This is a genomic window from Thioalkalivibrio sp. ALE20 (assembly GCF_000381405.1).
GTDB lineage: Bacteria > Pseudomonadota > Gammaproteobacteria > Ectothiorhodospirales > Ectothiorhodospiraceae > Thioalkalivibrio.
The window spans coordinates 374409-395133 of sequence record NZ_KB906471.1; the positions used below are offsets into that span (position 1 = coordinate 374409).

General features: G+C 68.4%; 20 protein-coding genes. 8 read left to right on the top strand and 12 right to left on the bottom strand.

The annotated features are described in order from the left end of the window. Positions 1 to 5 precede the first annotated feature (5 nt). Positions 6 to 899 carry a 50S ribosomal protein L3 N(5)-glutamine methyltransferase gene (gene prmB / locus F790_RS0101825; protein WP_019590697.1) on the bottom strand — a complete coding sequence of 298 codons (894 nt, stop codon included), beginning with the start codon at positions 897 to 899 and terminating at the stop codon, positions 6 to 8. Positions 900 to 983: 84 nt separating this feature from the next. On the opposite strand from prmB, the gene asd reads away from it, so the two are divergent. After that, a complete protein-coding gene (asd, locus tag F790_RS0101830) occupies positions 984 to 1847 on the top strand; it encodes an archaetidylserine decarboxylase (protein ID WP_019590698.1) in 864 nt (287 codons plus the stop codon). Between the two features lie 18 nt (positions 1848 to 1865). Here the strand turns inward: asd and epmA are convergent, their stop codons facing one another. Both epmA and efp read right to left on the bottom strand, forming a co-directional pair. After that, the gene (gene epmA, locus F790_RS0101835) at positions 1866 to 2846 is read right to left on the bottom strand and encodes an EF-P lysine aminoacylase EpmA (protein ID WP_019590699.1); all 981 of its coding nucleotides are present in this window, start codon (positions 2844 to 2846) and stop codon (positions 1866 to 1868) included. Between the two features lie 10 nt (positions 2847 to 2856). Then, the gene (efp, locus tag F790_RS0101840) at positions 2857 to 3420 is read right to left on the bottom strand and encodes an elongation factor P (RefSeq protein ID WP_019589311.1); all 564 of its coding nucleotides are present in this window, start codon (positions 3418 to 3420) and stop codon (positions 2857 to 2859) included. A gap of 100 nt (positions 3421 to 3520) precedes the next feature. On the opposite strand from efp, the gene epmB reads away from it, so the two are divergent. Genes epmB through F790_RS0101855 form a run of 3 tightly spaced genes read left to right on the top strand, consistent with a single transcriptional unit; the run spans position 3521 to position 8572 of the window. Continuing rightward, positions 3521 to 4579, top strand: a complete 1059-nt coding sequence (gene epmB, locus F790_RS0101845; RefSeq protein ID WP_051081871.1) for an EF-P beta-lysylation protein EpmB — start codon at positions 3521 to 3523, stop codon at positions 4577 to 4579. A 42-nt stretch (positions 4580 to 4621) separates the two neighbouring features. Beyond that, complete coding sequence (locus F790_RS0101850; RefSeq protein WP_019590701.1) at positions 4622 to 6487, top strand: hypothetical protein; 1866 nt, start codon at positions 4622 to 4624, stop codon at positions 6485 to 6487. Positions 6488 to 6505: 18 nt separating this feature from the next. After that, positions 6506 to 8572, top strand: a complete 2067-nt coding sequence (locus F790_RS0101855) for a GGDEF domain-containing phosphodiesterase (RefSeq protein WP_019590702.1) — start codon at positions 6506 to 6508, stop codon at positions 8570 to 8572. A gap of 24 nt (positions 8573 to 8596) precedes the next feature. On the opposite strand, the gene dnaJ is transcribed toward F790_RS0101855, so the two are convergent. The 4 genes from dnaJ to hrcA all read right to left on the bottom strand — a co-directional run bounded on the left by dnaJ (position 8597) and on the right by hrcA (position 13678). After that, on the bottom strand, positions 8597 to 9742 hold the full coding sequence (gene dnaJ / locus F790_RS0101860) for a molecular chaperone DnaJ (RefSeq protein ID WP_019021213.1): 1146 nt from the start codon (positions 9740 to 9742) through the stop codon (positions 8597 to 8599). A 137-nt stretch (positions 9743 to 9879) separates the two neighbouring features. Further along, positions 9880 to 11814, bottom strand: a complete 1935-nt coding sequence (dnaK, locus tag F790_RS0101865) for a molecular chaperone DnaK (RefSeq protein ID WP_018869987.1) — start codon at positions 11812 to 11814, stop codon at positions 9880 to 9882. 124 nt (positions 11815 to 11938) lie between these two features. Beyond that, complete coding sequence (grpE, locus tag F790_RS0101870; protein ID WP_018869988.1) at positions 11939 to 12517, bottom strand: nucleotide exchange factor GrpE; 579 nt, start codon at positions 12515 to 12517, stop codon at positions 11939 to 11941. A gap of 99 nt (positions 12518 to 12616) precedes the next feature. Next, positions 12617 to 13678: a heat-inducible transcriptional repressor HrcA gene (gene hrcA, locus F790_RS0101875; RefSeq protein WP_018869989.1), complete on the bottom strand. Its 1062-nt coding sequence runs from the start codon at positions 13676 to 13678 to the stop codon at positions 12617 to 12619. Between the two features lie 115 nt (positions 13679 to 13793). Between hrcA and F790_RS0101880 the strand changes: the two genes are divergently transcribed. Together F790_RS0101880 and recN are read left to right on the top strand one after the other, a co-directional pair. Continuing rightward, positions 13794 to 14672 carry an NAD(+) kinase gene (locus F790_RS0101880; protein WP_019590703.1) on the top strand — a complete coding sequence of 293 codons (879 nt, stop codon included), beginning with the start codon at positions 13794 to 13796 and terminating at the stop codon, positions 14670 to 14672. Between the two features lies 1 nt (position 14673). Further along, positions 14674 to 16338, top strand: a complete 1665-nt coding sequence (gene recN / locus F790_RS0101885) for a DNA repair protein RecN (RefSeq protein WP_019590704.1) — start codon at positions 14674 to 14676, stop codon at positions 16336 to 16338. 36 nt (positions 16339 to 16374) lie between these two features. Here recN and fur read toward each other — a convergent pair whose 3' ends face one another. Next, a complete protein-coding gene (gene fur, locus F790_RS0101890; RefSeq protein ID WP_019021218.1) occupies positions 16375 to 16800 on the bottom strand; it encodes a ferric iron uptake transcriptional regulator in 426 nt (141 codons plus the stop codon). A gap of 101 nt (positions 16801 to 16901) precedes the next feature. On the opposite strand from fur, the gene F790_RS0101895 reads away from it, so the two are divergent. Further along, positions 16902 to 17261 (top strand): outer membrane protein assembly factor BamE, encoded by a 360-nt coding sequence (locus F790_RS0101895; RefSeq protein WP_018869993.1) that lies wholly within the window; start codon positions 16902 to 16904, stop codon positions 17259 to 17261. A 28-nt stretch (positions 17262 to 17289) separates the two neighbouring features. Here F790_RS0101895 and F790_RS0101900 read toward each other — a convergent pair whose 3' ends face one another. Genes F790_RS0101900 through F790_RS0101910 form a run of 3 tightly spaced genes read right to left on the bottom strand, consistent with a single transcriptional unit; the run spans position 17290 to position 19410 of the window. Beyond that, complete coding sequence (locus F790_RS0101900; protein ID WP_019589306.1) at positions 17290 to 17619, bottom strand: RnfH family protein; 330 nt, start codon at positions 17617 to 17619, stop codon at positions 17290 to 17292. Then, positions 17612 to 18052, bottom strand: coding sequence for a type II toxin-antitoxin system RatA family toxin (locus tag F790_RS0101905; protein ID WP_018869995.1), 441 nt, complete (start codon positions 18050 to 18052; stop codon positions 17612 to 17614). The genes F790_RS0101900 and F790_RS0101905 overlap by 8 nt, the downstream gene beginning before the upstream one ends. Next, a complete protein-coding gene (locus F790_RS0101910) occupies positions 18052 to 19410 on the bottom strand; it encodes a sodium-dependent transporter (RefSeq protein WP_019590705.1) in 1359 nt (452 codons plus the stop codon). Before F790_RS0101910 ends, F790_RS0101905 begins: the two co-directional genes overlap by 1 nt. A gap of 110 nt (positions 19411 to 19520) precedes the next feature. Here F790_RS0101910 and smpB point away from each other — a divergent pair, with 110 nt between their 5' ends. After that, a complete protein-coding gene (gene smpB / locus F790_RS0101915) occupies positions 19521 to 20000 on the top strand; it encodes an SsrA-binding protein SmpB (protein WP_018869997.1) in 480 nt (159 codons plus the stop codon). 7 nt (positions 20001 to 20007) lie between these two features. On the opposite strand, the gene dnaQ is transcribed toward smpB, so the two are convergent. Further along, a complete protein-coding gene (dnaQ, locus tag F790_RS0101920; RefSeq protein ID WP_019589304.1) occupies positions 20008 to 20724 on the bottom strand; it encodes a DNA polymerase III subunit epsilon in 717 nt (238 codons plus the stop codon). Position 20725: the final 1 nt, after the last annotated feature.

Sequence of the window (20725 nt, forward strand, 5' to 3'; positions counted from 1 at the left end):
GAGCCTCAGGCGGGGGGCAGGTCCTGCGCCCGCACCACGAACACCCCGTGGCCACCGGCCGCGAAATCCAGCCAGACCATCGGGATATCGTGGAACGCGTCCTCCACCGCCTCCTGGCTGTTGCCCACCTCCACCATCAGCACGCCGTCGTCGGTCAGATGGCGCCGTGCGCCGTCCAGGATGCGCCGCACAATGTCGAGGCCGTCGTCCCCGGCCGCCAGGCCCAGTTCCGGCTCGTGGCGGTATTCGTCCGGCAGATCGGCCATGTCGCGGGCGTCCACGTAGGGCGGGTTGGTCACGATCAGATCATAGCGATCCTCCGGACCCAGCCCCTCGAACACGTCGCTCTGCACCAGCCGGACGCGGCCCTCCAGCTCGAAGCGCGCCACGTTGTCGCGCGCTACCGCCAGGGCATCCGGCGAGATGTCGGCCAGATCCACCTGCGCCTGCGGGAAGACCAGCGCGGTGGCGATGCCGATGCAGCCCGCCCCGGTGCCCAGATCCAGAACGCGCTCCACCCCGTCCGGGTCCACCCACGGCTCGAACCCCGACTCGATCAGCTCGGCGAACGGCGAGCGCGGCACCAGCACCCGCTCGTCGACATGGAAGGGCAGCCCGGCGAACCACGCCTCGCGCGTGAGATAGGCCGCCGGCTTGCGCGACTGGATGCGCTCGCGCAGCAGGCCCTCGACCCGTTCGCGCTCCATCTCGGTCAACCGGCTGTCCCACCAGTGGGCCTCGAGGTCCAGCGGCAGATGCAGCGCGTGCAGGGTCAGCCAGGCCGCCTCGTCGAAGGCATTGTCGGTGCCGTGCCCGAAGGCCAGTCCCGCCGCGCGGAACTGCGACGCGCCGTAGCGAATGAAGTCGCGCAGGGTGAGCAGACCGGTACCGGGTTCCATTTTCACACTCCGGGAAGGGTTGAAGGGTCGTCATGATAAACTGGGAGCGGCATCATGCACCCGATCCCACGCCACGAGAACCCCATGAGCGCCGTCGATCCCTGGCTTGCCCGCCTGTCCCGCGCCCTGCCCCATCACGCCCTGTCGCGGCTGGTGCACCGGCTGGCCCGCATCGAGTCCCCGCGCGCGCAGCCGCTGCTGCGTGCCTTCGTCCGGCGCTTCGGGCTGGACATGAGCGAGGCCGCGGAGCCGGACATCGCCGCCTACCCCAGCTTCAACGCCCTGTTCACCCGCGCCCTGCGCGACGGGGTACGCCCGCTGGAGGGCGACGCCGCCACCATGGTCAGCCCGGCGGATGCACGGGTCAGCGCCAGCGGGCGCATCGAGGCCGGGCGCATCTTCCAGGCCAAGGGGCACGACTATTCGGTGGAAGAACTGCTGGGCGGCGAGAACGACCTCGCGGTGCCGTTTCGCGACGGGCATTTCGTCACGCTGTATCTGTCCCCGCGCCACTACCACCGCCTGCACATGCCGCTGGACGGCACCCTGACCCACGCGATCCATGTCCCCGGGCGGCTGTTCTCGGTGGCGCCGCGCATCGTGCGCCACGTGCCGCGCATCTACGCCCGCAACGAACGCGTGGTGGCGCTGTTCGACACCCGCTTCGGCCCCATGGCGATGGCACTGATCGGCGCCCAGAACGTGGGCTCGATCGAGACCGTGTGGGCCGGGGAGATCACGCCGCCCTCGGCGCGCGAGGCCAGCTGCGTGACCTGGCCGGAGCGCGACATCGCACTGGAGCGCGGCGCGGAGATGGGCCGCTTCAACCTGGGATCGTCGGTGGTCCTGCTGCTGCCCCCGGGGCCGCTGGAACTGGACCCGGCGCTGACGCCCGAAACCGAGGTGCGGGTGCGCAGCGCCCTGGGGCGTTACACCGACCGGGACTGAGCCGCCGCCGCGGGCGCTTCAGGCGCATCCCCAGGGGAAATCGATCACCCGCCGGATATCGTCCTCGCCCAGCAGGCGCATCAGCAGGCGGTCCACTCCCAGCGCCACCCCGGCGCAGTCGGGCAGTCCCGCTTCCAGCGCAGCCTCCAGGAACGGATCGGCCGCGGGTTCCGGCTGCCCGCGCGCACGCCGTCGCGCCCGGTCCTGCTCGCGGCGCCGGCGGAATTCCGCCGGATCGGTCAGCTCGAAATAGCCGTTGGCCAGTTCCAGGTCGCCCCAGTAGACCTCGAAGCGCGCGGCGCAGCCGGGACGCTCGCGGCTGCGCCGGGCGAGGATCGCCTGACTCTCGGGGTAGTCGTGCAGGATAGTGACCCGACCGGGCGGAAACCCGGGCACCACGCACAGAGACACCAAAGCATCCAGCCAGGCGTCGCGGTCCAGTTCGCCGTGGACGGTCAGGCCGCGCTGCGCGGCGACGGCCTGCAGGCGCGCCGCGTCGTCGTTCAGCGCGTCGACGCCCAGCGCCTCGTGCAGCAGATCCGGATAGGCCACCACCCGCGGCTCCGGGTCCGGCACGTGCCAGGCCGGGTCCGCCGCCGAGATCTCCTGCAGCAGGGTCACCACCTCGTCGGCCAGCGTCCGGTCGTCGAGCCCGAGGCGATACCATTCCAGCAGGCTGAACTCGGGGTTGTGGCGAACGCCGCTTTCACCGCCGCGAAACACCCGGGCGATCTGGTAGATGTCGCCCGCCCCGTCCGCCAGCAGGCGCTTCATCGGGTATTCCGGCGAGGTCTGCAGCCAGCCCTCCATGCGCCCGCCGGCGCCATCGCCGGCCTGCGCGTGCCAGCTCTCCATGGCGGGGTCGAGGACCGTGCCCCGACCGAGGATCGGGGTCTCCACCTCCAGCACGCCGCGGCGCGTAAAGAAGCCCCGCAGTTCGGCCAGCAGGCGGGCCCGGGCCACGCGGGCCCCGGCGGCCCGCGGCCGCCAGTCCGACACGAACGCCGGTTCAGACGCGCGAGACGTATTCACCCTTGCGGGTGTCCACCTTGATGGTTTCACCCTCCTCGACGAACAGCGGCACCTTGACCACTGCGCCGGTCTCCAGCGTGGCCGGCTTGGTGCCGCCCTGGGCGGTGTCGCCGCGGATGCCCGGGTCGCACTGGGTGATCTGCAGCTCGACGAAGGACGGGGCCTCCACCGACAGCGGCTCGCCGTTCCACAGGGTCACGGTGCACATGTCCTGTTCCTTCAGCCACTGGTCGGAGCCATTGAGTGCGGCCTTGCTCACCGCATACTGCTCGAAGCTCTCCGGGGTCATGAAGTGCCAGAACTCGCCGTCGTTGTAGAGATACTGCATCTCGGTCTCGAGCACGTCGGCGGCTTCCACCGACTCGCCCGACTTGAAGGTCTTCTCCACCACGCGCCCGGTGCGCAGGTTGCGCAGCTTCACGCGGTTGAAGGCCTGCCCCTTGCCCGGCTTGACGAACTCGTTCTCGACGATGGACATCGGGTCGCCGTCCAGCAGGAGTTTGAGACCGCCCTTGAATTCGTTGGTACTGTAGGTTGCCATTGCGCGTAGTCCTCGAAGGTTTCCAGCCAGTTCTTCCAGCCGTTCAAACGACGCGGGCCGGCCGTCCCGCCGGGAACCGACCATGCCCAAAAATCCGATCATGATAACGCGTACGCCGCCGGCAACCCATACGCCCCGCTGGCAACACTCGCTGGCTACCGCGATCCGCGACCCGGCCACCCTCGCCCGGCGCCTGTCCCTCGCCCCGGAGCACCTGCCCGGGATGCAGGCCGGACACGCCAGCTTCCCGATCCGGGTACCGGAGAGCTGGCTCGCCCGCATCATGCCCGGCGAACCGAAGGATCCACTGCTGCGCCAGGTGCTTCCGCTGGCGGAAGAGACCGACGAGGTGCCCGGCTTCGTCGCCGACCCGGTCGGCGACCATGACGCGCTGGCCGCGCCGGGCGTGGTGCACAAGTACGCCGGTCGCGCCCTGCTGCTGACCACCGGGGCCTGCGCCATCCACTGTCGCTACTGCTTCCGGCGCGAGTTCGACTACGCCGACCACAACCCGGCGCGCGACGACTGGGGCCCGGCACTGGCCTATCTGGCGGCGCACCCGGACATCCACGAGGTCATCCTCAGCGGCGGCGACCCCCTGAGCCAGTCCGACACCCGGCTGGCGCGTCTGGTGGCGCGTCTGGAAGCCATTCCCCACCTCGAACGCCTGCGCATCCACACCCGCCTGCCGGTGGTGCTGCCGGAGCGGGTCGACGACGCCCTGCTGGGCTGGCTGGGGCAGGGGCGCCTGCAGCACGTGGTGGTGTTGCATGCCAACCACCCGCGCGAATTCGCGGCCCCGGCCGATCGCGCGCTGGAACGCCTGCGGGCGAGCGGCATCACCCTGCTCAACCAGGCCGTGCTGCTGGCCGGGGTCAACGACGACGCCGACACCCTGGTCGAACTGCAGGAGAGCGGTTTTCGCCACGGCGTGCTGCCGTATTACCTGCACTGCCTGGACCGCACCCGCGGCACCGCGCACTTCGAGGTGCCTCCAGACCGCGCCGCCGCCATTTACCGGGAAATGCACCGCCGACTCCCGGGCTACCTGCTCCCCCGCCGGGTGCGCGAAATCGCCGGTGAACCGGGCAAAACCCCGATCGCCGGAATACCGGCTGACGGCGAAACGTCATTCCCCGACTTTTACCCTGACTTTTGATCGGGTACCTTCAGGGGATCTTCCCACTTTCCGGAACAGACCATGATCGATTCGGATGCCGTTTTCCCTCCCCTTCCCGAGGCGGAACCCAGCCCCGAGGGGTTCCCGCCGCACACGGCCAGGGCGCTGCGGGCCTGGTGCGAGGAGCTGCCCCGCGCCGACCGCGAGACGGCGTTCGAAAAACTCTGTGGCCTGCTCGGCTCGCTCAACCGGGTCGCCCTCAAGCCCGGTGTGCGCGACGAACTCGCGGACATCATCGAAGAACACCTGCTGCCCCTGATCCCGGAGGTGGAACGCGGGCTGCGCCGGCGGCCACTGCCGCTGGCCGAACGCAGCCTGCACCGCGCCCGGATCTTCGGTGACGCGCTGCGCGAACTGGCGAACATGCATCTGCTGCTGACCCCGGTCAGCGTGCCCGGCAACAAGGCCTCGCGCGAGAAGGCCACCCCGCACCTGCAGGCCGCCGTGGATGCCCTGGCCGCGCTGGCCATCCATCACTGGCGGCTGTATCAGCCGCTTCCTCGGGGCCTGTGGCGACAGATCTACGGTCTGCTGTGGTTCGCCCGCGAGCTGGGAGTGGATCGGCAAAAGGCCCTGCGCCAGACCGCGATCAGCCCGCTCGGCCCGGATTCGATCGATGCCACCACGGCACGCCTGTTCGTGCTTGGCAGCACCGGCGTGAATGCCCTGGAAATCGGCGACATCGACCTCCTGGCCCACTGGATCGCCGGCCTCCCGGTCGCCTGCAGCGAAGCCCCGAGCCCCGAAGAACACCCGGACCTCCCGGTCCTGCGCGCGGATTTGGACACCGACCACCCGCCCGGTCTGGTCCTGCGCAACCTGCCGCCCGGCGAAAGCAGCACCCATGTCGAACTCGGGACCCTGCTGGAGGCCCTGCGCAACCAGCCCGAATCGCTGGACCCCGCACGCCGGGCCGACGGTCGCACGCTGGCCGAGCGCATGCTGCGCCTGTGGTCGCGGCTGCCGACCCGTCGCCACTCGCGCGAGACCGCCGACGAACAGCGCTACTGCCTGTTCGGCCTAACCCGCATCCAGGCCTACATGCAGGCCGCGCTGGACAGCCGCAAGGGCCCCGCACGCCCTGCCCCGACCGACGCCGCGGTCCCCGACACCGGTGACGACGACGTTCACCCGGACGGGCGGCCGGCCACCGTGAACGTCATCCGGATGTCGGAGGCCGCGCGTGCCGACAGCGGCCTCAGCCTGTCCGACGAACCGCATGCGACGGAGCCCGACGATGACCCCCGTCCGCTGGCCGACCGTGGCACCGACCGCGCCGGACACGCATGGGAAGATGTCGGTCGTGGTCTCGAGATCGCCGACCACGAAGAGCCGCAGGCCCCCATCGTCAAGCGTCAGCAGCCCGAGCACTGGCAGGTCGAGGACATTGGCGCGGGCGGGGTTCGTCTGCGCCTGCAGAACCCGCAACAGACCCTGTTGATCGGCGACCTGGTCGGACTGCGGGAACAGGACCCGGAACAGATCGGCTGGACCGTCGGCGTGCTGCGCTGGATCCGTTTCGAAACCGACGACGAGATCAGCATTGGCGTGGAGTACCTTGCACAGCGCTGCATGCCGGTACTGATCCAGCTCTTCCGCGCCGGTCGTGCGATTCGCGAGGCCCGGCCGGGCCTGTTCACGCCGGTGCGCGTGGGCCAGGACGGAGCGGCGCTGTTCCTGCCGGCACAGGAATTCGATCACGAAAATCGTCTGGTCGTCTGGCTCAACGGCCGCGCACGCGTACTGGCGCTGGACGCAGAGCGCACGGGCACTACACTGTTCACCGAAGTCGGCTGCCGCATGACCGATATCGAGCTGGATGAAGCCCCGACCGACGAGCCGGGAACCCCGGATGCGGGAGATGCGCTCTCCCTGGACCCGCATTAACCGAGTACCCCCACTTCCATGATCGAATCCATTCGCGTCCTCTTCGTGACCGCCAACCCCAACCTGGCGGAGCAGGTCATCAGCAGTATCCGGTCGCGTGGCTGCGCGGTTCGCCCGGAGCAGGTCGATGACGGCGAGGGCCTGACCGCGGCGCTGCGGGAAACCCGCTTCGACGTCGTCGTCTTCACCGAACCCGGGCTGAATCTGGCGCGCAGCGACGTGGATGCGGCCCTGCAGGCCAGTGGCCGCCGCACCCCCCTGGTCCTGATGACGGAACGCCCGGAGGAGGAACGCCTGCCCGACTACGAGGCCGGTGTATTCGCCGTGGTGGACCATCAGCTGGTGGAGCTCACCGCGATCCTGACCCTGCGTGCGGCCGACTCGCTGCATGTGCGCCAGCAGATCAAGCGCATGGAGAACTCGCTGCAGGAGTCCGAGCGGCGCAGCCAGCTGCTGCTGGACAACTCGCGCGACGCCATCGCCTACATCCATGACGGCATGCATGTGTACGCCAACGCCTCCTGGCGCGAACGCTTCGGCGTTGACGATCCCGACGACATCGAGGGCCTTCCGCTGATGGATCTGGTCGCGCCGGAGAGCCGCGACGACCTCAAGCGCTTCCTGCGCAGCTACCAGGAGGGCAGCGAGGAGGCCATGGCGCAACGTTTCCAGTTGCGCACGATGGACGGCGAGGCCTTCGAGGCGGAGCTGCACCTGTCCTCCACGACCGTGGAAGGCGAGGCCGCGACCCAGGTCCAGCTCAGCTCCGGCGAAGACAAGGAGCTGGCGCAGAAGATCGACTATCTGTCACAGCGCGACCTGGTCACCGGCCTGTACAACCGACAGTACTTCCAGGACGCCATCGAAACCACGCGCACCCGGGCCGCGGAAACCGAAAAGCCCTTCGCCCTGCTGACCGTGGCGGTGGACCATTTCCCCGAAATCCGCGCCAACGCCGGGATGTCCGGGGCCGACCTGATGCTGGCCGACGTCGGCCAGATCATCGAGAGCCATTTCCCGGAAACCGCGGTGGTCGCACGGCTGGAGGCCGAACGCTTCGGTGTGCTGCTGCCCGAAGCCCAGCAGGCCGCCGCGGAAGAACGCCTGGATGCACTGCAGGAGGCCATCGCCTCGCGGGTGTTCGAGGTGGGCACGCTGTCCACCCATGGCAGCGTTTCGGCCGGCGGGGTCATCGCCGACGAGACCGCGCCGGATACCGAGGAACTGCTGGCGCAGACCGACCGTGCCCTAGAGGACGCGGTGAAGGCCGGTGGCGGCACCCATCGCTTCTACCGCCCCGCCGAGGGCGAGCTGACCCAGGCGCAGCTGGATCAGCAATGGAAGAACCGCATACTCGAGGCGCTGGAGGAGAACCGTCTGGAGCTGCGCTATCAGCCGGTGGTCAACCTGCACGGCGCCGACCGTCCGCGTTACAGCGTGTTCGTGCGCCTGCTGGATCCCGACGGCACGGTACACGAGCCGGTGGAATTCCTGCCCAGCGCCGAACGCACCGAAGTGGCGACCCGGATCGACCGCTGGATCCTGCGCCATGCCCTGGCGGTGCTGGCCCGGCAGCTGAAGAAGGACTCGCGCACGCAGTTCTTCCTCAAGCTGACCAACGGTTCGCTGGGCGACCCGTCCGTCCTGACCTGGCTGAACGACGACCTGCACGCCCTGCGCATCCCCGCGGACAACGTGGTGGTGGAACTCAAGGAACCGACCATCGTCACCCATCTCAAGCCGGCGATGAACGTGGGCCGCGGGCTGAAGGAAATGCACGGTCACTTGTGCGTGGACGATTTCGGCAACGGCCTCAAGCCGTTCCAGCTGCTGCAGCACCTGGATGCCGACCACATCAAGCTGGACGCCTCGTTCGTGAAAGACCTTGCCGAAAGCGAGGAAAACCAGGAGACGATCCGCGAATACACCGAGGCCGCCCACGCCAAGGGCAAGCAGGTCATCGTCCCCCACATCGAGGATGCCTCGGCGCTGGCCGTGCTGTACGGCCTGAACGTCAACCTCGTGCAGGGCTTCTTCCTGCAGGCCCCGATGCCCGAGCCGGACTTCGACTTCGAGTCCGTCTGACGCGCTCGGGGCCGGCTCCCGGCCCTATTTCGACCAGAACTTCAGGTCGTCGAAGAACGAGCGCACCCCGTCGAAGAAGGAGTGTTCCTTGGGGCTGTGCTTGGTGCCGCCGGCCCGGGTCTCTTCCTCGAACTCCTGCAACAGATCCTTCTGCCGTTTGGTCAGGTTGACCGGCGTCTCCACCACCACGCGACAGATCAGGTCACCCACGCCGCCGCCGTGCACCGATTTCACGCCCTTGCCGCTGACCCGGAACTGCTTGCCGCTCTGGGTCTCCGGCGGGATCTTGAGGTTCACCCGGCCGTCCAGCGCCGGCACCTCCAGCTCGCCGCCCAGCGCGGCGGTGGCGAAGGAAATCGGGACCTCGCAGTGCAGGTCGTTGCCATCGCGGCGGAACAGCTGGTGCGGCTTGACCCGCACCTGCACGTAGAGGTCCCCCGGCGGGCCGCCGTTGAGGCCCGCCTCGCCCTGTCCGGACAGGCGGATGCGGTCGCCGGTGTCCACTCCGGCAGGGACCTTGACGTCCAGGGTGCTCTGCTCCTGCACCCGGCCCTGACCGCCGCAGGCCTTGCAGGGCGTGGGGATGATGCGTCCACTTCCCTGGCAGCGCGGGCAGGTCTGCTGCACCGAGAAGAATCCCTGCTGGATGCGGACCTGCCCCATGCCATTACAGGTCGGGCAGGTTTCGGTGGAGGTGCCCGGTTCCGCGCCCGAGCCGTCACAGGCCTCGCAGCTGCTGGTCGTGGGAATGCGGATCTGCACCTCCGTGCCGAACACCGCTTCCTCCAGCGTCAGCTCGAGGTTGTACTGCAGATCGGAGCCGCGGTAGGCGCGCTGCCCGCCGCGACCGCCGCCGCCACCAAAGATGTCGCCGAAGATGTCCTCGAAGATGTCGCTGAAGTTGGACCCTCCGGCACCGCCGCCGAAGCCGCCGGCGGCCGAACCGTCCACGCCGGCGTGGCCGTAGCGGTCGTAGGCCGCCCGTTTCTGGTCGTCGCTGAGGACGTCGTGGGCCTCGCGGGCCTCCTTGAAACGGGCCTCGGCATCTTCATCCCCGGGGTTGCGGTCGGGGTGATACTTCATCGCCAGACGGCGAAAGGCCTTCTTGATGTCGGCGGCGGAGGCGTCCTTCGACACCCCCAGCACCTCGTAGTAATCGCGTTTTGCCATGATCGTTTTCCTGCGGATGGTCCGGGGCGTTCAGCCGTTGCCGGGAACGAAAGCGCCCGGGTTCGCGCATGCGCGGGCCCGGGCGTGGTGGCTGGCAAGGGAAACCGGCCGGCGCGTGGCCGGCCGGCCACGGCGGATCAGCCGTTCTTCTTGTCGTTGTCGTCGACTTCCTCGAACTCGGCGTCGACCACGTCGTCGCCCTGCTGCTGGCCACCGGCTTCCCCGGAGGCATCGGCCGCCCCGGCGTCACCGCCCTGCTGCGCGTAGGCCTTCTCGGCGATCTTGCCGGAGGCTTCGGTCAGCTTCTGCGTGGCCTGCTCGATGGCCTCGGCGTCGTCGCCTTCCATCGCGGTCTTGACCTCGCTCACCGCCGACTCGATCTCGGAGCGTTCCTCGTCGGAGACCTGATCGCCCAGATCACTGAGCGACTTCTCGGCGGAGTGCACCATGGCATCGGCCTGGTTGCGCGCCTGCACCAGCTGCTGGAACTTCTTGTCCTCTTCGGCGTGGGCCTCGGCGTCCTTGACCATCTGCTCGACTTCGTCCTCGGACAGGCCGGAGGAGGCCTTGATGACGATCTTGTTCTCCTTGCCGGTCGCCTTGTCCTTGGCCGAGACGTTCAGGATGCCGTTGGAGTCGATGTCGAAGGTGACCTCGATCTGCGGCACGCCGCGCGGCGCCGCCGGGATGTCCTGCAGGTCGAAGCGGCCCAGCGACTTGTTGGCGCTGGCCATGTCGCGCTCGCCCTGCAGCACGTGCACGGTCACCGCGGTCTGGTTGTCTTCGGCGGTGGAGAACACCTGCTGCGCCCGGGTCGGGATGGTGGTGTTCTTCTCGATCAGCTTGGTCATCACGCCGCCCATGGTCTCGATGCCCAGCGACAGCGGGGTCACGTCCAGCAGCAGCACGTCCTTGACGTCGCCGCCCAGCACGCCGGCCTGCACCGCGGCGCCGACCGCGACCGCCTCGTCCGGGTTCACGTCCTTGCGCGCATCCTTGCCGAAGAAGCCGGAGACCGCTTCCTGCACCTTGGGCATGCGGGTCTGACCGCCGACCAGGATCACGTCGTCCACCTCGGAGGCGGACAGGCCGGCGTCCTTCAGGGCGACCTTGCAGGGCTCGATGGAGCGCTGGATCAGGTCCTCGACCAGGCTCTCCAGTTTGGCCCGGGTGACCTTGATCGCCAGGTGCTTGGGCCCGGTATTGTCGGCCGTGATGTACGGCAGGTTGACCTCGGTCTGCTGCGCGGAGGACAGCTCGATCTTCGCCTTCTCGGCGGCTTCCTTCACGCGCTGCATGGCCAGCGGATCGCCCTTGATGTCGATGCCCTGGTCCTTCTTGAACTCGTCGGCCAGGTAGTCGATCAGGCGATTGTCGAAGTCCTCGCCGCCGAGGAAGGTATCACCGTTGGTCGCCAGCACCTCGAACTGGTGCTCGCCGTCCACCTCGGCGATCTCGATGATCGAGATGTCGAAGGTACCACCGCCCAGGTCGTACACCGCGATCTTGCGGTCACCGCGCTGCTTGTCCATGCCGTAGGCCAGCGAGGCGGCCGTCGGCTCGTTGATGATGCGCTTGACCTCCAGCCCGGCGATCTTGCCGGCGTCCTTGGTCGCCTGGCGCTGCGAGTCGTTGAAGTAGGCCGGCACGGTGATGACCGCTTCGGTCACCTCTTCCCCGAGGTAATCCTCGGCGGTCTTCTTCATCTTCTGCAGCACGCGCGCGGAGATCTCCGGCGGGGCCATCTTCTTGCCCTGCACCTCGACCCAGGCGTCGCCGTTGTCGGCCTTGACGATGCTGTAGGAGACGAGGTCGATGTCCTTCTGCACTTCGCCCTCGTCAAACTTGCGGCCGATCAGTCGCTTGGCCGCAAAGATGGTGTTGTGCGGGTTGGTCACCGCCTGGCGTTTGGCGGCCTGGCCGACCAGCACCTCGCCATCTTCACTGAACGCGACGATGGACGGCGTGGTGCGCGCGCCCTCGGCGTTCTCGATGACCTTGGCCTGGTCGCCTTCCATCACGGCGACGCAGGAGTTGGTGGTCCCGAGGTCGATTCCGATCATCTTGCCCATGGCTGAATTCTCCTGAAATTGAAAGTTCGCGGCACAGGGGACGCCCCTGCCCGTTTGTACGGTGATCTGGGGGCCGTGGCGGCCTTTTCAACCGCCCCGGCCGGAATTCGTGACCGGCGAGTGGTCAGGCGTTCTCGTCGATGCCCGGGGAACTGGGCGCCTTCGAGACCATGACCATCGCCGGACGCAGGACTCGGTCCTGCAGCATGTAACCCTTCTGCATGGTCGCGACCACGGTGTTCGGCGGCTGCTCGGGATCCTCCTGCATCGACATCGCCTGATGGCGCTCCGGATCGAAACGCTCGCCGGTGGGCTCCTCGGCCTGGATGCCGAACTTGTCGAAGACCTTGTGCAGGTTCTTGAGGGTCAGGTCCACGCCCTCGATGACGCGGTCCACGTCCTGCGACTCGCGCGCGGCCTGCAGCCCCATCTCCAGGGAATCACAGACCTCCAGCATCTCGGAGGCGAATTTCTCCATCGCATACTTGTGCGCGTTCTCCAGCTCGCGTTCGAAGCGCCGGCGCTGGTTCTCCAGCTCGGCCTGCGCGCGCAGGGCCTGGTCGCGCCGCTCCTCGGCCAGCGCCTCCAGCTCCTGGATGCGATCGGCCTCGCCGGCCGCCGCGGCCGCTTCCTGTTCCTCGGGGGAGGGCGACTCCTGCGCTTCGTTTTCGGGGGTTTCCCGGGATTCCGGCTGTTCGGACATGCTTCCCTCGCGTTCGTATCGAGTGTTGTTCGGACGGGCGCCGCCTGTCGCCGGCGCACAAGCAGGAAGGCGGGGCTCGCGGCCCCGCCTTCGCGGTGTTTACTGGGAGTCTGGGGATTCCCCGCGCACATTCAAGGCCGAGCCCAGCAATCGTGCGGTGACGTCCACGATGGGCACGACCCGGTCGTAGGACATGCGCGTCGGGCCGATCACACCCAGCACACCCACCACCTCGCCTTCCACGCTGTAGGGCGCGGTCACCACCGAGCAGTTCTCGAACCAGTCGAGACCCGACTCGCGGCCGATGAAGATCTGCACCCGGTCGCCGCGGATGCACTGGTCGAGGATGCCGAGGATCTCGCGCTTCTCGTTGAACGCTTCCAGCAGCTGCCGCAGGCGCTCCATGTCGGAAAGCTCCTCGTAGCCCAGCAGCTGGGTCTGGCCGGCCACGACGACATCGTCGGGGTCCTCGTCGCCCAGCGCCTGTTCGCCCAGGTCGATGGCGGCGAGCATCTGCGCGTCCAGGTCGTCGCGCACCTCGCGCATTTCCCGCAGGAGTTCGGCGCGCACCGTATGCAGGCTCTTCCCCGCGAGATGCGCGTTGAGATAATTGGCCATGCGCTGCAGGTCGTCCTGACTGAAGTCCCGCTCCAGTTCGAGGACGCGATTCTGCACCTCGCGGCCGTCGATCACCAGGATCGCCAGCACCCGGCCCTCGCCCAGCCGCAGGAACTCGATCTGCGACAACGCGACGTTGCGATGCCGCGGCAGCCGCACCATCCCGGCCATGCGCGTCACCTGGGACAGCACGCTGCTGGCGCTGTCCAGCAGGTCCTGGGTGGAGGCGCCGGGATCGAAGCGCGATTCGATCGCATCGATCTGCTCGCGACTGGGCTTGCGCACCTCCAGCAGGCTGTCGACGAACAGCCGGTAGCCGGCGGTGGTCGGAACCCGCCCGGCCGAGGTGTGCGGCGCCTGGATCAGGCCACGATCCTCGAGATCGGCCATCACGTTGCGCACCGTCGCGGCGCTCACCTTGAGGCCCGAGGCGCGCGCGAGGTTGCGGGACCCCACCGGCTGACCGTCGCTGATATAGCTCTCGATCAGCGTCCGCAGCAGGGTCCGCTCGCGGGCATCCAGCTGAATCGACGAGTCGTTCATGTTTCTGTCAGCGCTCCTTCCGGACGAGTGCCACAACCGTCCAAGTGTTCGGGGACCGCGCCCCGCCGTCAAGCGGCCGCGTGCAGGACCGCCCCGTTTTCCGGATAATGCCGGCATGATGCCAGAGTTCAAGACCGTCGGCCTGATCGGCAAGGCCAACGACCCGCGCACCGCTCCGCTGGTGGAGCGGCTGGTACAGCTGCTGTGCGAGCGCGAGCGACACATACTGATGGAGGCCGACATCGAGGGCTTCCAGCGCCCGGCCGACGTACCGATCCGGCCGGTCGGCGAGCTGGCGCGCGAAGCCGACCTGCTGATCGTGATCGGCGGCGACGGCACCCTGCTGGCGACCGCCCGGGTCACCGCCGGGATCGGCACGCCGCTGCTGGGGATCAATCTCGGCCGCCTGGGCTTCCTGGTCGACGTATCCCCCGATACCGCGCCGGAGGAACTGGGGGAGGTCCTGGACGGCGCCTACGTGCTGGAACCGCGCTCCATGCTGGAGGCCGAAGTGTTGCGCGACGGCGTGACCGTGCACACCGGGGTCGCGGTCAACGATGCCGTGCTGCACGTACTCAGCGTGGTGCGCATCATCGAGTTCGACACCACCATCGATGGCGTGGACGTCGGGCGCCTGCGGGCCGACGGGCTGGTGGTGGCCACGCCCACCGGCTCCACCGCCTACGCCCTGTCGGCCGGCGGCCCCATCCTCACCCCGCAGATGGACGGCATGGTGATCGTCCCGGTCGCGCCGCACAGCCTGAACCACCGCCCGCTGGTGGTGGGCGGTGATTCGGTCATCGAGATCCAGCTGTCCCCCGACAGCCGCTCGCCGGCACAGGTCGCGCTGGACGGTCAGGAGAACGTCGACTTCGGGCCCGGCGACCGCCTGCGCATCCGCCGCCGGGAATACGGCATGACCCTGATCCACCCGCACAATCACCAGTTCCTGCGCATGCTGCGTTCCAAGCTGCGCTGGGGAGAACAGCCCTGACATGCTGCGCCTGATCCACATCCGCGATTTCGCCATCGTCGACGAACTCGAACTCGAGCTCGACGACGGCCTCAACGCCCTGACCGGCGAGACCGGGGCGGGCAAGTCCATCCTGGTTGACGTGGTCGGCCTGCTGCTGGGCGACCGCGCCGACGCCTCCATGGTGCGCGAGGGCGCCGAACAGGCCGAGCTGGGCGCCGAATGCGAACTGCCGGACAACAGCCCGGCGCATGCCTGGCTCGCCGAGGCCGGTCTGGCCGGCGAGGACGGCGACCCGCTCCTGCTGCGCCGCGTGCTGACGCGCCAGGGCAAGAGCCGCGCCTGGATCAACGGGCGCCCCGCAACCGTTACCCAGCTGCGGGAACTGGGCCAGTGGCTGGTCGACATCCACGGGCAGCATGCCCATCAGCAGCTGCTCGGGCGCGATACCCAGCGGGCCTGGCTGGACGGCTTTGTCGAGGCGCCCCTGTGCCATGCGGTGTCTACCGCCTTCCAGCAATGGCGCGAGGTCCGCAGCGCCCTGGAAAAGGCCCGTGCGGAACTGGCCGAGGCCGGCGACCGGCTGGACCTGCTGCGCTTTCAGACCGGCGAACTGGCCGAACTGGCGCCGGAGCCCGACGAATACCCCGAGCTCTCCACCGAACAGAGCCGGCTGGCGCATGGCACCGAGGTCCTGCAGGCCCTCCAGGCGGCCGACGACACCATCGGCGAGGACAACGGGCTGGATGCCCTGCTCGGCCAGATGCTGCACCGGCTGCAGGAGGCGGCCCGCCATGACGACCGCCTGCAGCCCGGGATCGAGCTGCTGGAGTCGGCCCGCATCCAGATCGACGAGGCCGGGGACACCCTGCGCCGGCTGGCCGAGGACATCGACCCCGACCCGCAGCGCCTGGCGGAACTGGATGCGCGACTGGGGGAGTACCTGCGTCTGGCGCGCAAGCACCGGGTCGAACCGGAGGAACTCCCCGGGCTGCATCAACGGCTGCAGGACGAACTCGAGCACCTGGAATCCGGCGACCGGACGGTCGAAGAACTGGAGGCCCGGGCCACGCAGGCGCGCAGCGCGCTGGAAGACGCCGCGGCGAAACTCACCCGCGCACGCGAGCAGGCCGCGCGGCGCATCGAGACCGCTGTCACCGAGACCATGCAGGAACTGGGCATGGCCGGCGGACGTTTCGAGATCGCCGTGGAACCCGACGACGAACCGCGCGCCCATGGCGCCGACCGGGTGGAATTCCGCGTCGCCGCCAACCCCGGCCAGACCCCGCAGCCGCTGGCCCGGGTGGCATCGGGCGGCGAACTGTCGCGTATCGGCCTGGCCCTGCAGGTGCTCGCGAGCCAGCAACAGACCGTGCCCACCCTGATCTTCGACGAGGTCGATTCGGGCATCAGCGGCGCGGTGGCCGAGGTCGTCGGGCGCAAGCTGCGGCGGCTGGGGGAACGCCATCAGGTGCTGTGCGTCACCCATCTCGCGCAGGTCGCCGCACAGGCCCATCATCAGCTGGAAGTGGCCAAGACCACGGCCGAGGATCACACCCGCACCGGCATCCGGCGTCTCGATCACGAAGACCGGGTAGACGCCCTGGCCCGCCTGATCGGCGGCAGTGCCCTCACCGAGAGCAGCCGCGCCCACGCACGGGAGCTGCTGCAAACGCCCGGGGACTGAGACGACTCCCCCGGCGAAGCCCGGTGGGGAGAGGGTTCAGGCGGGGCGGCGGGGGCAGGCCTCGTCGCTGCAGTCGCCGTACAGGACCAGGGCATGATCCCGGATCGAGAACCCGTAGTCCGAGGCGATCTGCTGCTGACGCTGTTCGATGGTCTCGTCGTAGAACTCCTCGACCCGCCCGCACTGGTTGCAGACGATGTGGTCGTGGTGGCCGCCGCGCTCCAGCTCGAACACCGCCTGGTTGCCCTCCAGATGGAGCCGGCAGACCAGGCCGGCGGCCTCGAACTGCGTAAGCACGCGATACACCGTGGCCAGGCCGATCTCCTCGCCGGAATCCAGCAGCTCGCGGTAGATCGCCTCGGCCGTGAGATGCCGCGTCTCCGACTGATCCAGGATCTCCAGGATCTTCATCCGCGGCAGCGTGACTTTCAGACCGGCCTTCTTGAGATTGCTCGTTTCCATGCACGATCCCTGCATCGCGTCGGGCTCCGGGCATTGAGAGCCACCGGATGCTTTGGTGTACCATGCGCGTTTCCAGACTCGTTCAAGGTCCCGCGCGCTCGATGTACAAGATTCTCATTACTATCGCGGTCGCCGCAAGCACGCTTACCGCGTGCAGTGGCTTTAACCAGTTCCGTCTCGACGTGCAGCAGGGCAACGTGATCGACGCCACCGACGTGGCGCGAGTCCAGCCCGGCATGACGCCCGGCCAGGTGCGTTTCCTGCTGGGGACGCCGCAACTGGACGCGGCCTTCAAGAGCGAGGACCGCTGGGACTATGTCTATTACCGGCGTCCGGGGATCGGCCCCACCGAACGCCAGCGCGTGAGCGTGTATTTCCAGGACGGCGTGGTCGCCTACATCGACTCCGACGTGCCGCAGCCGGTCGCCCTGGAGGACCACCCGGTGGACATGGACGACTGAGGGAGACGGGCGGGCGGCGTCACCGGGGTCACGCCTCCCCGCCCTTTTCTTTCGTCTTGCCCTTGCCGGCACGCTGGCGCCGCACCTCTTTCGGGTCGGCGATCAGCGGGCGGTAAATCTCCACCCGGTCGCGCGGCCGCAGCACGGTATCGCGGCGGGTAATCTTGCCGAAGATCCCCACCTTCGCATTGTCCAGATCGATCTCCGGAAACTGCCGGTCGATCTCGGACTGGCGCAGCGCCTGCTCGACGGTCGTTCCGGGCGAGACCTCCAGCGACAGGATCACCTGACGGTCGGGCCGCGCATAGGCGACCTCGACCGTCATCGGCCCCTCGCCACCATCGTCTGCCTCAGCCATTCCCGTGCACCTCCTGCGCGCGGCGGACGAAGGCGTCCACCAGGGAGTTGGCGATCTGGTGGAACACCGGGCCGATCGCGAACGACATCAGCCGGCTGGCGAACTCGAATTCCAGCTCCAGCGAAATGCGCGTGCCGCCGCCCTCCAGCTCGGTGAAGCGCCAGGTGCCGTGCAGGCGCTGGAACGGCCCCTTCACCAGACGGATGTCGATGGACTCCGGCCGCCGCAGGGTGTTGCGGGTGGTGAACGACTTGTGCAGCGCTCCCTTGGCGAGCTCGATCGTGCCCTCCACCTGGTTCTCGCTGCGGTTGCGTGCGGACGCGCTGCGACAGCCCGGCAGGAATTCCGGGTAAGAGTCGATGTCGTCCACCAGGTCGAACATCTGCTCGCGCGAATACGGCACGTCGGCCGAACGCTGGATCTTCGAGCCCATCAGATCAGCTCCACCGCACGCAGGAACACCAGCAGGATCGCGACCGGCGCGACGAAGCGCACCAGGAAGTACCACAGCCCGAACAGCGCCGGGGAGCGCATCGCCAGCTCCGCACTCACCGACCCGCGGGTCATGCGCCAGCCGGCGAACAGCGCGATCAGGAATCCGCCCAGCGGCAGCAGGATATTCGCGGTCAGGTAGTCGAGGAAATCGAGCACGCCCATGTCGAACAGGGTGTAGTCCGACCAGACGTTGAGCGACAGCAGCGCTGCGATCCCCAGGGTCCAGGCCGCGATCGCCAGCACCGTGGTCGCAGCCACCCGCGTCATGCCCACGGTTTCCACCAGCCAGGCCACCGCCGGCTCGGCGATCGAGATCGCCGAGGTCCAGGCCGCGAAGCTCAACAGGATGAAGAACACCGTCCCGAAGATCAGCCCGCCGGGCATCTCGCCGAAGGCCAGCGGCAAGGTCACGAAGATCAGCCCCGGCCCCTCGCCCGGCGACAGCCCGGCGCCCAGCACGATCGGGAAGATCGCCAGCCCGGCCACGATCGCGACCAGGGTATCCGCCCCCACGACCACCCCGGCGGTGCGCGGGATGGAGGCGTCGCTCTGCAGATAGCTGCCGTAGATCATGATTGCGCCCATGCCCAGGCTCAGGGTAAAGAAGGCCTGCCCCATGGCCAGCAGCACCGCGTTGGCGGACAACTCGGAGAAGTCCGGCGCCAGCATGAACGCCAGACCCTCGGCGAAGTTGCCCTGCACCACCGCATAGCCGACCATCACCAGCAGCATCACGAACAGCAGCGGCATCAGGATGGTCACGGCCTTCTCCAGCCCCGACTGCACCCCGCGCGCAACCACGATGCCCACCATCACCATGAAGATGGTGTGCCAGGCCAGCAGCGCCTCGGGGGAGGCCAGCATGCCGTCGAACATCGCCTCGGAACCCCCGGCGTCCAGGCCGACAAAGCCGCCGGCCCCGCTCTTGAAGATATACGACAGGGCCCAGCCCGCGACCACCGAATAGAACGACAGGATCAGGAAGCCGGTCACCACGCCGATCCAGCCGATCGAGACCCAGCCGACCGAGACCCCTTCCTCGCGCGACAGGCTGGTCATGGTATTGATCGGTGACTGCCGCCCGCGCCGGCCGAGCATGATCTCGGCGATCATCACCGGCAGGCCGATGAGCAATATGCAGCCCAGATACACCAGCACGAAGGCGCCACCGCCGTTCTCGCCGGCGATGTAGGGAAAACGCCAGATGTTCCCGAGCCCGACGGCCGAGCCCGTCGCCGCGAGGATGAAGGCCAGGCGGGTGGTCCATTGACCATGGATCGATGCGGTGGGTGGCATGCGGATCTCCGTGTTTTTGCCCGTGGATTGTGAGCCAAGGCCGGCCGGCACTCAACTGAGTGCCGGTCCATGGATGCCCGCCGTTGACGCCTGGAGTACACTCCGCCCCCATGGGCAAGAAGAAGAAAACCGCCGGAGACGGCTCCAGTACCATCGCGCTCAACCGCCGCGCGCGTCACGACTACCACATCGAGGACCGGCTGGAAGCCGGGCTGGCCCTCGAGGGCTGGGAGGTCAAGTCGCTGCGGGCCGGCCGCGCACAGATCAGCGAGGCCTATGTCCTGCTGCGCAACGGCGAGGCGTACCTGTTCGGCGCCCACTTTACCCCGCTGCCCACCGCCTCCACGCACATCAACCCGGATCCGAGCCGCACGCGCAAGCTCCTGCTGCACCGCTCCGAGATCAACCGACTGATTGGTGCGGTGGAACGCCGCGGCTTCACCCTGGTCCCGCTGGCCCTGTACTGGAAACGCGGCCGGGCCAAGGTGGAGATCGGCCTGGCCAAGGGCAAGAAGGCCTACGACAAGCGCGCCGACAAGAAGGAAAAGGACTGGCAGCGCGAACGCGCGCGCATCATGAAGAACGGCTGATGCGGGCTCACTCGCGGGCCGCGCGCCAGCGACAGGCACCCCCGGCCGCCTCGTCCAGCACTGCCAGCAGCTCGGCATGGGCGGCCGCCTCTTCCGCCGACGGTTCCACGACCGGCAGGGGCTGCCCCGAACGCCGTGCCCGCGCCGGCGCCTGATCCCCAGTATCCTGCTCGCTGTCGCTGTCCAGGGTCAGGCTCACCTGCCCGCCGGTCATCGCCAGATAGACATCGGCCAGCAGCTCCGCGTCCAGCAGCGCGCCGTGCAGCGTCCGGTCCGAGGCATCCACCCCGTAGCGCTTGCACAGCGCATCCAGCGAATTGCGGCTGCCCGGATGCATGCGCCGCGCCAGCACCAGCGAATCCAGCACCCCGCAGATCTCGCCGATGGAAGTCGCCGGCGCCCGCTCGCCCAGCAGCGCCAGCTCGTGATCGAGAAAGCCGATGTCGAACGGGGCGTTGTGAATCACCAGTTCCGCCCCGCGCACGAACTCCACGAATTCCCCCGCCAGGTCGGCGAAACGCGGCTTGTCCGCGAGAAACTCGTTGTCGATCCCGTGCACCGCCACCGCACCGGCATCGATCTCACGATCCGGCTGAATGAAGTGATGCCACACCCGGCCGGTCGGCCGGCGATTGTCCACCTCCAGACAGCCGATCTCGATGATGCGGTGCCCGTCCGCCGGTTCCAGGCCGGTGGTCTCGGTGTCCAGCACGATCTGGCGCATG